This is a genomic window from Aquamicrobium soli (genome assembly GCF_042646345.1).
GTDB lineage: Bacteria > Pseudomonadota > Alphaproteobacteria > Rhizobiales > Rhizobiaceae > Mesorhizobium > Mesorhizobium soli_A.
The window spans coordinates 124,834-138,032 of sequence record NZ_JBHRTK010000004.1 but is presented as its reverse complement, the minus strand read 5'-3'; the positions used below and the strand labels follow the sequence as shown (position 1 = coordinate 138,032).

14 protein-coding genes and 1 pseudogene are annotated in these 13,199 nt (G+C 64.7%); 8 read left to right on the top strand and 7 right to left on the bottom strand.

The window, feature by feature from the left end; translation table 11 throughout:
• The 3 genes from ACFOHJ_RS04495 to ACFOHJ_RS04485 are packed head-to-tail and all read left to right on the top strand — an operon-like array spanning nt 1 to nt 2,936.
• Nucleotides 1–1,314 (top strand): acetoin dehydrogenase dihydrolipoyllysine-residue acetyltransferase subunit, encoded by a 1,314-nt coding sequence (locus ACFOHJ_RS04495; protein WP_378218945.1) that lies wholly within the window; start codon nt 1–3, stop codon nt 1,312–1,314.
• A 13-nt stretch (nt 1,315–1,327) separates the two neighbouring features.
• The gene (locus tag ACFOHJ_RS04490) at nt 1,328–2,041 is read left to right on the top strand and encodes an SDR family oxidoreductase (RefSeq protein WP_378218943.1); all 714 of its coding nucleotides are present in this window, start codon (nt 1,328–1,330) and stop codon (nt 2,039–2,041) included.
• A gap of 7 nt (nt 2,042–2,048) precedes the next feature.
• Nucleotides 2,049–2,936, top strand: a complete 888-nt coding sequence (locus ACFOHJ_RS04485) for a hypothetical protein (protein ID WP_378218941.1) — start codon at nt 2,049–2,051, stop codon at nt 2,934–2,936.
• Between the two features lie 42 nt (nt 2,937–2,978).
• On the opposite strand, the gene ACFOHJ_RS04480 is transcribed toward ACFOHJ_RS04485, so the two are convergent.
• Genes ACFOHJ_RS04480 through ACFOHJ_RS04470 form a run of 3 tightly spaced genes read right to left on the bottom strand, consistent with a single transcriptional unit; the run spans nt 2,979 to nt 4,709 of the window.
• Nucleotides 2,979–3,521, bottom strand: coding sequence for a hypothetical protein (locus ACFOHJ_RS04480; RefSeq protein ID WP_378218939.1), 543 nt, complete (start codon nt 3,519–3,521; stop codon nt 2,979–2,981).
• 15 nt (nt 3,522–3,536) lie between these two features.
• The gene (locus tag ACFOHJ_RS04475; RefSeq protein ID WP_378218937.1) at nt 3,537–3,929 is read right to left on the bottom strand and encodes a Rid family hydrolase; all 393 of its coding nucleotides are present in this window, start codon (nt 3,927–3,929) and stop codon (nt 3,537–3,539) included.
• 21 nt (nt 3,930–3,950) lie between these two features.
• A complete protein-coding gene (locus tag ACFOHJ_RS04470) occupies nt 3,951–4,709 on the bottom strand; it encodes an SDR family NAD(P)-dependent oxidoreductase (RefSeq protein WP_378218935.1) in 759 nt (252 codons plus the stop codon).
• A 396-nt stretch (nt 4,710–5,105) separates the two neighbouring features.
• Between ACFOHJ_RS04470 and ACFOHJ_RS04465 the strand changes: the two genes are divergently transcribed.
• From ACFOHJ_RS04465 to ACFOHJ_RS04450, 4 genes are all read left to right on the top strand, one after another.
• A complete protein-coding gene (locus ACFOHJ_RS04465) occupies nt 5,106–6,152 on the top strand; it encodes an amino acid ABC transporter substrate-binding protein (RefSeq protein ID WP_378218933.1) in 1,047 nt (348 codons plus the stop codon).
• An 87-nt stretch (nt 6,153–6,239) separates the two neighbouring features.
• Nucleotides 6,240–7,406 carry an amino acid ABC transporter permease gene (locus ACFOHJ_RS04460; RefSeq protein ID WP_378218931.1) on the top strand — a complete coding sequence of 389 codons (1,167 nt, stop codon included), beginning with the start codon at nt 6,240–6,242 and terminating at the stop codon, nt 7,404–7,406.
• 35 nt (nt 7,407–7,441) lie between these two features.
• Nucleotides 7,442–8,500: an amino acid ABC transporter permease gene (locus ACFOHJ_RS04455; protein WP_378218929.1), complete on the top strand. Its 1,059-nt coding sequence runs from the start codon at nt 7,442–7,444 to the stop codon at nt 8,498–8,500.
• Between the two features lie 13 nt (nt 8,501–8,513).
• Complete coding sequence (locus ACFOHJ_RS04450) at nt 8,514–9,260, top strand: amino acid ABC transporter ATP-binding protein (RefSeq protein ID WP_378218927.1); 747 nt, start codon at nt 8,514–8,516, stop codon at nt 9,258–9,260.
• Here the strand turns inward: ACFOHJ_RS04450 and ACFOHJ_RS04445 are convergent.
• A complete protein-coding gene (locus ACFOHJ_RS04445) occupies nt 9,257–10,141 on the bottom strand; it encodes a DMT family transporter (protein ID WP_378218925.1) in 885 nt (294 codons plus the stop codon). The genes ACFOHJ_RS04450 and ACFOHJ_RS04445 overlap by 4 nt on opposite strands.
• A gap of 190 nt (nt 10,142–10,331) precedes the next feature.
• Here ACFOHJ_RS04445 and ACFOHJ_RS04440 point away from each other — a divergent pair, with 190 nt between their 5' ends.
• Nucleotides 10,332–11,081: a GGDEF domain-containing protein gene (locus ACFOHJ_RS04440; protein WP_378218924.1), complete on the top strand. Its 750-nt coding sequence runs from the start codon at nt 10,332–10,334 to the stop codon at nt 11,079–11,081.
• 24 nt (nt 11,082–11,105) lie between these two features.
• Here the strand turns inward: ACFOHJ_RS04440 and ACFOHJ_RS04435 are convergent, their stop codons facing one another.
• The 3 genes and pseudogenes from ACFOHJ_RS04435 to ACFOHJ_RS04425 all read right to left on the bottom strand — a co-directional run bounded on the left by ACFOHJ_RS04435 (nt 11,106) and on the right by ACFOHJ_RS04425 (nt 13,109).
• Complete coding sequence (locus ACFOHJ_RS04435; RefSeq protein ID WP_378218923.1) at nt 11,106–12,056, bottom strand: DUF5996 family protein; 951 nt, start codon at nt 12,054–12,056, stop codon at nt 11,106–11,108.
• A 95-nt stretch (nt 12,057–12,151) separates the two neighbouring features.
• Nucleotides 12,152–12,367, bottom strand: coding sequence for a hypothetical protein (locus ACFOHJ_RS04430; protein WP_378218922.1), 216 nt, complete (start codon nt 12,365–12,367; stop codon nt 12,152–12,154).
• Nucleotides 12,364–13,109: pseudogene (locus ACFOHJ_RS04425) on the bottom strand (COG4280 domain-containing protein). The gene ACFOHJ_RS04430 and the pseudogene ACFOHJ_RS04425 overlap by 4 nt, the downstream one beginning before the upstream one ends.
• Nucleotides 13,110–13,199: the final 90 nt, after the last annotated feature.

Below are 13,199 nucleotides of genomic sequence, written 5' to 3'. Positions count from 1 at the left end.
GTGACCGAAATCACGGTGGTAGGCGCAGGCGGCGAGTACATGGAAGCCGTCGTCGTCGTCGAATGGCACAAAAAGCAGGGCGAGCGGGTCGAGGCCGGCGAAACCGTCGTGACCGTGGAAACGGCCAAGGCGGCGACGGAAATCGAGGCGCCGGCTTCCGGCGTGCTTGCGGAAATAAGGGCCGACATCGGCGAGGAAATCGAGGTCGGCGGCGTGCTGGGCATCATCGGCGATGGCGTCACGGCGGCCTCCGCCGTACCGTCGGATGTATCGGTGCCGGCGTCTTCGGTAAGCCCGGCGCAGGCGCCCGCAGCGCCGGTGCCGCAGGCTAGCGACGAACGGCGCGTGGTGGCTTCGCCACTGGCCCGTCGTGTCGCCGCGCAAAGGAATATCGACCTCGCCGCGGTCGTTCCTTCGAGCCCGTCCGGGCGCGTCAAGCTGCGCGATCTCGATGCCCATGTGGCGGGCAAGGCCGGCGGGGCTGTGGCGCCCCCGATGCTGCGCGAAGAGGCGAGCGCTTCCGCTTCGGCCAAGGCCGGGAAACCAGCGGATGGCCTGAACATCCAAAGGCGCGGCAGTCGCCAGGGCGACAGGATCGTTTTCCTGCACGGCTTCGGCAGCGACGGCCCGTCCTGGCAGCCGCTGCTCGCCGCGCTGGGCAACGGCTTCGACACCATCCTCGTCGACTTGCCGGGGCATGGCCGTTCGCCGCTGCCGCAGAACGTACCTTCGGTCAACGAGATGGCCGAAGCCGTGGCGCAGGCGCTCGACCATGCGGCCGTCGACGATTTCCATCTGGTCGCCCATTCGCTCGGCGGGGCTGTTTCCCTGGCCCTGGCGGCGCGCGGTCGCCATGCCATCCGGTCGCTGACCCTGCTGGCGCCGGCCGGGCTGGGGCCGGATATCAACGGCGGCTTCGTTTCGGGCCTTGCCCGCGCGACGCGGACCGAGAGTCTGGCTCCCTGGCTGTCCAGGCTCTTTTACGACGCCACGCTCGCCTCGCCTGCCTTTGTGGCGGCGACCATGCAGGCGCGCTCGGATGCCGCGCTGCGTGAGGCGCAACTGCGTATCGCCGAGGCGATCTTCCCCGACGGGACGCAGGCGGCCGATTTCCGCCATGTCGTCAAGGGCATCGCGGCGCCGGTGAAGATCGTCTGGGGCGAACAGGACAAGGTCATCCCCATGCATCATGCCCTGGGCACTGGCGGGCAGGCGGCGTTGCACTTCCTGTCCGGCGTCGGCCACATGCCGCAGATCGAAGCCGTGGAAGCGGTCGCCAGGCTGGTGAGGCAGAACATCCGGGCGGCGTCGTGAACGGAGCCGTTTCATGACGCAAACCGTGATCGTAACCGGCGCCACCGGCGGTATCGGCCAGTCGGTCACGGAAGCGCTCGTGAAAAGGGGGTTTGAGGTCGTTGCGCTTGCGACGCGTAAGCCGGCGCTGGAAGCGCTCGCCCGGCGCACCGGCTGCGACATAGCGGTCGCCGACATGACCGATCCCGAGGCGGTGATGGGGGCGCTGGCTGCGGTAAAGGCTGACGCGGTCGTCCACACCGCCGGTATCCTTGGCCCGCAGGAGCCGGTCTACCTGACGTCGCCGGAGACGGTTACCTCGCTCCTGTCCGTCAATATCGCGGGAACCGTCAATCTGCTGCGGGCCACCGTGCCCGGCATGGTCGAGCGGGGACGCGGGACGGTCGTAATGCTGGGTTCCGTTTGCGGCAGCGTCGCGGGCACCGGGCCGGGCGTCTACAGCGCGACCAAGGCGGCGCTGCAATCCATCGCCGCCAATTTGCGCTACGGCCTGCGCGATACGGCGGTGCGGGTGAGCGAGATTCGCCTCGGCCGCGTCAAGACCGGCATTCACGAGCAGCTGGGGATCGATGCCGATCTCTATGACGGCTATGATTGCGTTTTGCCGCAGGATGTGGCGCAGACGATCCTGCATGTGCTGGACAGCCCGCCGGCGGTGGATCTTTCGACCATCGAGATGATGCCGACGCGGCAGGTCGTGGGCGGCACCTATTTTTCCAAATCGTGAGGACTGCATGGCTTCGCTTTTCTTCAGACTTGACGGCAAGGCGCACGAAATCGAGCTTTTCCCCGACCTTGCGCCGCAGACGATCGGCAAGCTGATCTCTACGCTGCCGGCCGAACTGGACATCCATTGTGCGAAGATCGCGGGGCAGCACATTTTCTGGCACGCGCCGGTCGTGGCCGACATCGAGAAGGCGCAGGACATCCTGACCCTGCCGGCGGGAACCTTTCTCTATTGGCCCGAGCGGCAGTTCCTCGAACTGATCTATGGCGAGTTGCAGGCCGAAAAGGCGCAGGTTTCCGTGCTCGGCCGCCTGACGGGCGACATCGACTGGCTGAAGGCATATGGCCGCCATGTCGTTCGGAACCACGGACAGGGCCTGTTGCGGGCCGAATTGCTGGCCGGGGAGGGGTGCGAGGCCCTGGCCATCGCCGAGGACGAGCTGGCATCGCCGGCGCTGGCGGCGCTACGCGCGGCGCGCCGGCAGATGTGGGCGGCGGTGCCGGAGGAGATGTACGGGCTGATGCGCCGCACCGGCATGATGCTGCCCTATGGACCGCTGGCCATGGCCGAGGGCGAGTTGCGCAAGCTGCATGAATTGCTGTGGCGGCTGCGCAGCGATGCCTTAGGGATTTCCGCCGATCGTCGCGGCGATGTCGCCTGCTTCCTCATCGACGCCTTCAACGCCCGTATCGACGGCTTTTGCGCCCTGCATGGCTGCGGCGCCGTGCTGGATGATGCCAGGCCTCTGCTGAAGGACGCCGTCACGGCGCCGCAGGCCCTGGAGGAACTTATCCTCTATACGGGCAGGGCCGCTGCCTGGCTCGACGCCTATATCCCTTGGAATGCGCTGAATGAAGCGACGCTCGCGTCGCTGGCCAAACAGGGTGTGCGCTGAATTACGCCGGGTGTCTGCCCGGCGTAATTCGGTGTTACGGGGCTACCGCTTGCCTTCGAGGTTTTTGAAGTAGAGGACCTCGACCTCCCGCAGGACGTCGATCGGCTCGTCGTCATAGGCCTCGAAGAAGCTGCCTTCGCCGCTCTCGATGGTGATGGCCCACTTTCCGGGCTGCGGGTTGAACGCGCAGGTCGGAAAGTTCATGTGATGATGCCAGGCGACCCGGCGCGCATCGATCTCGCGCAGCCGCTCCAGCATCGGTGAGACGACCGGCTTGCCGGCGCCCCCGGCGGAGGCCGTCTTGGACGCGTCGAGGATGTCGTCGCCGTGCAGGATCTTCACCAGATCCTTGTCGACTTCGGGGAAGCCCTCAGACCGGGCGATATAGGCGCGGCGCTCGCTGTCGTCCTCGATGACGATGGCATAGCCATCGGCATAGGGATTGTGCTCGCAGCCGGGGGAAAGCACATGCGAGTGCCAGGGCTTGCCCTGTTTGTGCAGGCCCATCGCCAGATCGAGGCAACTGTCGAGCGCCACGATCGTGTAGGTGACGCCGCCATGCGTGACGGTGGATGGATCGTTCATGTCCGCTCCCGCGCCTCAGCTTCCGCAACCGACGACTGCCGTCGCCGCGATCTCGACGAGCACGCCGGGCACGGGAAAGGCGACGACGAGGGCCGCGTTGGTGGGCCGTACGTCGCCGAAGATCTTGCCCATCTCCGGCCCGATCTGCTGGAAGATTTCAGGCGCCGAGACATAGGTGGTGATCTGCACGATGTCGCGCAGCGAGGCGCCGGCCGCCGAGAGCGGCTGCTCGAAATTGCGGATGATCTGCCGCAACTGGCCGATCGGGTCTTCCGGCATCGCGCCGGCGGCGTAGTCCATGCCGATGGTCCCGGAAATATAGAGCGTGTCGCCGACCTTCACCGCGCGGGAATAGCCGTAGGCCTCCTCGAATTTGGAGCCCGAGGAAATGTTCTGTCTCTTCGCCATGTTGTTCTCCTGTTGTCTCGGTTAGGTCGGAAAGCCGTTGGCGAGCCAGCCGCCGTCGACATGAAGGTGATGGCCGTTGATCATCCCGGCCTCGTTCCCGGCAAGGAAGCCGCAGGCGGCGGCCACCTCTTCCGGCTCGGCAAGGCGGCCGAGCGGCGTCTTTCGGCCAACGGCCTCGAGCTTGTAGATGCCACGGTCGATCAGGTCCTGAACCATGGGGGTGCGCGTGCCGGTGGGCGCGACGCTGTTGACGCGGATGCCGAGCGGGCCCCACTCGACCGCGAGCGAGTTCGTCAGTGCGATCACGCCGCCCTTGGACGCGCAATAGGCGGTGCGGTTGGGCGCGCCCTGGAAGCCGTAGACAGAACTGATGTTGACGATGGCGCCGCCGCCTTGCCGTGCCATCTGGCGCGCGGCCGCCTGGCACACGATCCAGGTGCCGACCAGGTTGGTGTCGATCACCTGCCGGAAGACGTCGATGCCATGCTCCAGCGCCGGCTCGACCACCACGACGCCGGCGGAATTGACGACCGCGTCGACGCCGCCGAAGGCCTCGGTCATTTCAGCTACCGCATCGCCGACGGCCTTCTCGTCGGTGACGGACGCCTCGGCGAAGCGCGCCCTGCTTCCGAGAGAGGCGGCGCGGTCCGCAAGCCCCTTCCCGGGCAGGTCAATAAGAAACAGCTCCGCTCCCTCGACAGCGAAGAATTGCGTGCAGGCCCAGCCGATGCCGTTGGCGGCTCCCGTCACCAGCACGCGTCTGCCTTTATGCCTATCCATGAGATCCCTCCAAGAATGAGAGTTATAACAAATTACAAAATGCCGGATTATACAAGGTGAAAGATGGCGGACCCGCCGGTCGCCGCCATGTGCCCCGCATGTGGGCCGCGGCGCCTCATCGGGCGGGGCCAGGGTCCTGATGGCCCGATCGAAATCGGGAGTCTACACAGTTTACAGCTGAATAAGCGGAAAAATTGCGTGGTTTCCGCCACATTCACCCCGAATTCCCGTTGTTTCCTCGTGCCTTGGATGCTTTTCAGGCAAGTCGTCGTCCTCCCTGTTTCATTAGCGCTTGCCAACTTCGGAATTTTGTTATTAATTATAACATCTACCTTTCGATGTCAGGGAGAAGCGACGTCGAAGCTAGAATCGTTGTCAACTGGGGAGCAGCAAAATATGTGGAAGAAGACGATTTCGCGTCTGATGATGATGGCCGCCTGCGTGGCTTCGTTGGGGAATCTCCCGGCTCATGCCGAATCCGGCGACACGCTCAAGGCCGTCAAGGCGCGCGGCTCGCTGCTGTGCAGCGGGCATAACGGCTCCTATCTCGGCTTTGCCGAAGTGGACGACAAGGGCCAGTGGCGCGGCTACGACATCGACCTTTGCCGGGCCATGGCGACGGCGGTCTTCGGCACCGACGAAGGACACCTCAAGGTCGTTCCCGTCGGCTGGGCGCAGCGTTTCCCGTCGCTGCAGTCGGGCGATCTCGACGTGGTCATCAAGGCCACGGGCTGGACGTTCGGCCGCGATACCGACCTGCATCTGCAATTCACGCGCCCCTATCTCGTGGCTCCGATCCGCGTGATGGTCCACAAGAGCACCGGCGCCGAGCATATCCCTGACCTCAATGGCGGCACGATCTGCGTTCCCGCCGGCACCACCATCGAGCGCTACATGGCCAACTACGCCAACAAGCTCAAGCTGGACGTGAAGTTCGTGGCGATCGAGAAGTCGGAAGAAACCGACGCCGCCTACCTCTCCGGCCGTTGCGACGCCTATGCGCAGTGGGACGTCGTGCTGTCCACCGTGCGCCTCAAGGACAAGGATCCGGCCGAAAACATCATCCTGCCCGACGTGATGGCGGCGGAGCCCGTGGCCATGGTCATGCGCCAGGGCGACGACAACTGGGTCGATATCGGCAACTGGGTGCTCAACGCCCTGTGGCTGGCCGAAATGAACGGCATCACCAGCAAGAACGTCGATGAGGCCAAGGCCAACCCGTCCAGCCCCGAAGTGGCCAAGTTGCTCGGCGTTACCCCGGGCATCGGCAAGCAGCTCGGGCTCGATTCGGACGACTGGGCCTACAACGTGATCAAGAAGTACGGCAACGCGGCCGAGTTCTGGCAGCGCAACCTCGGCGACGATTCGCCCTACAAGCTGGACCGCGGCGTCAATTCGCTGTTCACCGAAGGCGGCGTCTTCTATCCTCTCGTCCTGGATTGATGCGGCGCGGGCCGGTAATTCCGGCCCCGCATGCCCTTCATGGCGCGGACCCTGGCGGGCCCCGCCTCTTTTCGAGTGACCCCGACGATGCTCAAGCTTCTTAGAAACGCCAGGTTTCGCAACTGGGCAGCGCAGGCGCTGTTCCTGGCGGCTGTCGTCGGGGTAATCGTGTTCTTCGCGCTGACCGCCAGCGCCAACATGCGCGCCCAGGGAATCACGGCCGGCTTCGGCTTCCTTTTCCAGTCGACCGGCTGGGACATCAACTTCTCGCTGCTGCCCTACACGCCGAGCGACCCCTATTGGAAAGTGCTGGTGATCGGAATGATCAACACGCTGTTCCTGGGCAGCATATCGCTGATCCTTGCGACTATGGTCGGCATGGTCGTCGCGGCGGCCCGCACGGCGCGCAACCCAATGCTGAATGCGATCGGCACGATCTATGTCGATACCTTCAGAAACGTCCCGATCCTGCTGCAGGTTTTCTTCTGGTACGCCGTCTACACGCGGCTGCCGCCGCCCCGACAGGCCTATTCGGTTTTCGATACGGTGTTCCTGTCGGCTCGCGGCCTCTTCATCCCCGCCCTCGACGTATCCGCGATAGCGGCCGTCGGTGCCAGCGCTGCCGTTATCGTCGGGCTGGGCACCGCGCTGTGGATCGCGCACGCCCGCCGTTTTGCCCGCAGGGAGCCGTCGCTTCGCCGCGCTGCCTGGCTCGCCGTGCTTGCGTTGTCCTTCGCCGTTGCGCTGCTGATCCTGTTCGTCGGGCGAGGCGAGGAGGGCACCGTGATCAGCGTTCCTGCACTGAAGGGGCTGAATTTCCGCGGCGGCCTCGCCATTCCGCCTGAATTCGCCGCGCTCGCCACCGCGATCATGATCTATGGCGGCACTTATATCGCCGAGGTTTTGAGGGCCGGCTTCCTGGCCGTCAGCCGCGGCCAGGTGGAGGCGGCGACGGCGCTCGGCCTTCGGCCGTGGGAAGTGTTCAGCCGTATCCGGCTGCCGCTGGCAATCCGCATGGTTCTGCCCACGCTCATCAACCAATATGTCTGGCTGCTCAAGGCGACCACGCTGGGCATCGCCGTCGGCTTCACCGACTATTTCATGGTCGTCGCCGTCTCCATCACCCAGAGCGGGCACACGATCGAGCTGATCGCGCTGCTGATCGCCGGCTTCCTGATCGTCAATTATTCCCTGTCCACGATCCTCAACCGCGTCAACAAGGCGGTCGCGATCAAGGGCCTGTCGACAAGCTGAGTATGGCCATGACCGACCTTGTGGATAGGGTGCCATTGGCGCAACAACCTCCGAAGCCCGGCGGCGGCAGGGTGTTCTTCGGTTCCCCCGTCAATTCGGCTGTCAGCGTCACCTGCCTGCTGCTGATCGGCTATGTCTTCTGGCATGTGCTGGACTGGGGCGTGATGAACGCCGTCTGGACGGATGCCGGCGGCCCCGAGGCATGCCATGCCAGTTCCGGCGCCTGCTGGGCGATCATCAACGCGCGCTGGCGCCTGATCCTGTTCGGGCTCTACCCGTTCGACGAGCACTGGCGCTCGGGACTGGCCTGCGTGGTGGTGGTGCTGACGGCAATTCTGTCATGCCTGCCGGTGTTCTGGCAGGCCAAGCGCCTGGCGACGCTGTGGGTCTGCGGCTTCGCCATCTTCTACATACTGATGCGGGGAGGCATGCTCGGCCTGGCCAGCGTGCCGGAAGAAAAGTGGGGCGGCCTTTCCCTGACGGTCTTCATCTTCGCCAGCGGCGTGCTCGTCGGCATGCCGGTCGCGATCGGGCTGGCCTTGCTGCGCCGCTCGACGCTGCCGGTCATCTCGCGCACGACGGGCGCCTTCATCGATGCCGTGCGTTCGCTGCCGCTGGTATCGATCCTGTTCACGGCGGCGGTGATCTTTCCCTTCGTCCTGCCGCCGGGCTTCCAGGGGGAAAAGCTCTATCGCGTCATCGCCGGTTTCGCGCTGTTCTTCGCCGTCTACCAGGCCGAGATCATCAGAGGCGGCATCCAGTCCATCCCGGTCGGCCAGGACGAAGCGGCCAAGGCGCTCGGCCTGAGCTACTGGCAGCGCGTACGCATGATCATCCTGCCGCAGGCGTTCCGCTATGCCCTGCCGCCGACCATCAACCAGATCGTCACGACCTTCAAGGAAACCTCCCTTGTGGTCATCGTCGGGTTTTTCGAGATCATGGCTTCGGGCAACGCCGCCTATGGTACCGGCGAGTGGACCTTCGCCTATGTCGAGGTCTACGCATTCATCGCCATGATCTATTTCGCCTTCGTCTTCACGCTGTCGCGATATGGCGCCTATCTCGAACGCGTCATGCGCGTTGGCCAGCAATAAGGAGACGGGCGCCATGGAAACGAGACAAGCTGCCATCCAGCTCTCCCAGGTGAACAAATATTATGGCGTCTACCACGCCCTCAACAATGTCGACCTGACGATCTTCGAAGGGGAGAAGGTTGTGGTCTGCGGCCCCTCCGGCTCCGGCAAGTCGACCATGATCCGCTGCATCAACCGGCTCGAGGAACATCACGGCGGCCGCATCGTCGTGCTGGGCACCGAGTTGAACGAGGACCTGCGCAACATCGAGGAGATTCGCCGCGACGTCGGCATGGTCTTCCAGCACTTCCATCTGTTCGCGCACATGACGGTCCTGGAGAACTGCATCCTGGCGCCGATGCTGGTGCGCAAGATGACGCGCAGCGATGCCGAAGCGATGGCGATGCGCTACCTGGAACGAGTCCGGATACCGGAGAAGGCGGACAAGTTCCCGGGCGAGCTGTCGGGCGGCCAGCAGCAACGCGTCGCGATCGCGCGTGCGCTGTGCATGTCGCCCAAGATCATGCTTTTCGACGAACCCACCTCCGCCCTCGACCCTGAGATGATCTCGGAAGTGCTCGACGTGATGGTCGACCTTGCCGGCGAGGGCATGACGATGGTGTGCGTGACCCATGAAATGGGTTTCGCGCGCAAGGTGGCGGACAGGATCGTGTTCATGGATCGCGGCGAGATCGTGGAGGAAAACACCCCCGACCGCTTTTTCGAAAACCCCGTGCACGAGCGCAGCCGGCGCTTCCTCGACCAGATTCTCGGCCACTAGCCGGTGACGCCCATCTGGCCGGCTCGACGGCGACGCCGATGATCCGTGGCCAATAGCGTAATGGTCACGCCGCCGATGATCCCGGCCATGGCGACCAGGAGCCGGACGGTTAGCGGTTCGCCGATAAAGACGACGCCGCCCAACGCTGCGATGGCCGGGACGGTCAGTTGGACGACCGCCGCGGTCGTTCGTGTGAGGTGGGGCAAGACACCGTACCAGATGATGTAGCCCAGGCCGGAGGCTATCGCTCCCGAGGCGAGAGCGTAGGCAAGGCCTTCGGTGGTAGGGCGCGAGTAGGCGACACCCGCCAGGATAGCGGCGATACCGATGGGCACGCAGCGGATGAAATTGCCCGCCGTGTCCGCCAGCGGCGAGTGCGACCCCCGGCCGATGAGCGAATAGGCGCCCCAGGAAGCACCCGCGACGGCCATGAGAAGCGCCCCCGCCAGGGGTGGCGCGGTCAGGCCGGGGGAAACCAGGTAGGCCAATGCGATGATCGCGATGCCCATGCCTGTCCATTCGAGGAAGGCCGGCCTGTCGCCTTTGACGATCGCCCAGGCGATCATGCTGATCTGCACGCTTGCAAAAAGGATGAGGGCGCCGGGGCCGGCGCCGATCATCACGTAAGCGACGGAGAAGGCGACGGCATAGAGCAACAGGGCGGCGGCACCGGACCAGCTTCCTTTTAGTGCGCCCATCGGCCGCGTTTCCGCTCTTGCCCGGATGAACACGATGAGGGCGAGCACCGCCGCGCCGGACACCAGCCTTATGCCGGTAAAAGCGAGCGGGTCGATTGCGTCGTCCGAAAGTGCGTGCCTGGCCAGAATCGAGTTCGTCGCGAAGGCAAGCATGGCGATCGTGGTCAAAAGCGCCGTTCTCATTGGCGGAAGTAATCACCTCTCACGCCGTTCGGCAACAAGCGCCCGCGGGCTTGATCTCCTCTCGTCCCGTGCGGCTGCCTGCGGGCCACCCCGATGGAGTATCGATAAGTAAAATAGTAGCAAGTAAATTAGCCGGGCCTATACCCACGCATGCCATCTGAGGGAGCTTGGATGTCCTTCATGGGTAGATATGGTGAGATGGCCTTCCGCCTTCGTCTGGAAGCGGACCGCGATCGTGACATGCGTCGCGGCGGCGATCTCGATTTCGCTGTCGACCGGCGTGCGCGTGCTGATCGGCGCGGAAGCCGACGCCGTCACCATCGCTGTACGGCTGGTCCTGCCGTTCGTCATCGCGATACCGCTGGGCGTGGTCTGGTTCACCAAGCTGGAGAAGCTCGAAACCTCCTACCGCGAACTGCTGAAGGACGCGGCCAAGCTGGCGAAGTCCGCCAACTCCGACCCGCTGACCGGGCTGCTGAACCGCAGGAGCTTTACCGAGCAATTCGAACTGGCGCAGGCGCACGATGTCCGGGGCTGCTTCCTGATTGCCGACGTCGATTATCTGACGGCCATCAATGACACGTTCGGGCACGGCGTCGGCGACGATGCGATCCTCAGCGCCGCCGTGGCTCTGCGTAAGGCGTTGCCGGAAGCGAGCCTGATCGGGCGCGTCGGCGGTGACGAGTTCTGTGCCTTCGTTCCCCAGCGCGATGCCGGCATGGAAGCGGCGGCCCGGAACGTCAACCAGATCGCGGCGAGAGAGTTCAGGCTGCGCAGCGGCCTGGATAATGCGACGCTCTCGATGTCCTTCGGACACTTGGCCTGCAAAAGCCGCCTCGGCTTCAGGGATGCGATGAAGCTGGCGGACGACAAGCTCTACGACCGCAAGAGACGGCGGATGCTTCCCGTTCATCCGGTCCTCAGCAAGTCGATCGCCTAGGCAGCGGATTTTCCAATTGAACCATCAAACAGGTCGCGGACGGCAAGGTGCGCCATAGGCGCATTCAAGCGCGTCGCGGTCCCATTGGCCAAGGCTGGCCGCGGTCTCGTAGGTGCTTTGCAGGAACGCCATCAGCGCGGCCTCCGGGTCGGGCAAGGCGCGCATCGCGTCGTAGGGCAGCAGGAATTCTCCCAGTTCCTGCGAGAAGAACGCTTGCGGCGGCTGGACGGGGGCCGAGGCGAAGCCGGTCGGCGCCGGATAGGCATAGGAATAGAAGGCCGGATAGTCGGTCAGTCCGCCGCCCGGCCAGAAACCGGCGCTGCTCACCTCATGCGAATAGGCTTCCTGGGCGACCGTGTCGGCCAGTCGCGGAACGCCGCCCGGATGCAGCGGCGCACGCCGGCCCGAAAAGCGCGTCACCGCAAGGTCGAAGCTGCCCCAGAAGAAATGCACGGGGCTGACCTTGCCGAGGAAGCCGGTGCGGAAGCGCGAAAAAACCTCGTGCGTGGCAAGCAGGATGCGCCACAGCCGATTGGCGTAGTCGGGATCGTACGAGGCGTGGACGTTGTCCTCGTCGAAGGCGATACCGTCGGCGATCTCGCAGGGAAACGTCGTGATCGGCGTATCGAGCCCAAGCTCGGCAAGCGCCTCCATCACCTCGCCGTAGAATTCGGCAACGGGCTTGGCGACCAGCATGACCTGGCGGGCGCGGTCGTCGCTCGTCCTTATCCAAAGCACGTGGTCGATGAAATCGAAGTCGATCTGGAACGCCCGGTCGCCGGCCGGCATCGGCGAAGTGGTCAGGCCACGCGCGGTCACATAAAGCGGGACATGCCAGGAGTGGTTGAGCCACGGTTCGCGCATCAGCCGGACTTTGCCGACGATCTGGGTCCACAGGTGCAGCGTTTCGTAGGTAGGCTTCCACGCCGCATAAGGCAGCGCTGGCCAGCGTTCGACATCGTTTTCAGCCGACATAGCTTCTCCCGTCGCCTCCCGGTCCGCGAAGTCAACGACAAGCCACTATAGGAGGCGCGGCAGGCGATTGGCCAGCCCATGGATATCGGGACCAGTTATCGGCGCCTGCGGCGGGCCTCCCGCACGGTCGCTTCGACCAGGATGGCGAAGCAGCCGACCAGCAGGATTGCGCCGGCGAGCAGCGGCGCGACATGGACAGCAAGCGACAGCACGGCGACAAGCCCGACCAGCGCCAGTGTCGCCAGCGACAGCCTGGCTTCCGCCAGGAACATGCCGACCAGTTCCCTGAAAACTTCCGCAAGGATGTTCAATGCAGGGCCTCCCGACGCGGCTGCCGCAACAGCGAAGCGGCCGCAAGCCCGACCGAGAGGAACAGGGCGGCGAACAGCAGCAGCGCCAGATCCCGCCCCGGCCAGTCGATGCCGAGGCCCTCGCCGGTCCAGAACACGCCGAAGCTCGAGAGCATGACGCCGACGCCGAATTTCAGGGTGTTTTCGGGCATGTTGGCGAGCGGTTTGCGAACCAGAATGCCGATTGCACCGATGCAGGCGCAGGCGGCCAGCGCCTCCATGGCGGCGGGCCAGAGCAGGCCACTGCCGGCTCCCACGGCGATGACGATGAACACCACTTCCAGGCCTTCGAGCAGCACTGCCTTGAATGCCCCCAGGCCGGCTACCCAGCCGAGAGCGGCTTTGCCGCCGGTTTTCAGTTGTGCCTGCCTGGACCGAAAGATCGCGGCCTCGTCATGAAGGGCGATGACGCCGGCGGCGCGCAGGATCGCCTTGCGCAACCACCCCATGCCGAACAGCAGAAGGAGAATGCCGATGACCAGTTGGAGAAGGTGAAGGGAACCCGGTCGAGCAGGGGACCGAGCAGGAGGATCAACAGTCCCAGCACCGCCAGCCCAGCGGCGGCGCCGAGCAGGGCGGGCTTCCAGCCGCGCATGGTCGCGACCGCCAGCACGATGGTAAAGGCCTCCACCACCTCGACCAGCGAAGCCGCGAAGGCCGAGCCGATCGCCGGCGCGGCAACACTCCACGAAACGACGTCCATAACTCACCGCCTTGCAGTCTTGCCGTGTCCGCTACAGCCTATCGCGTGAAGGAGGACCGCGCGATAGGGCGCAGGCATGTCTTTGCGGCG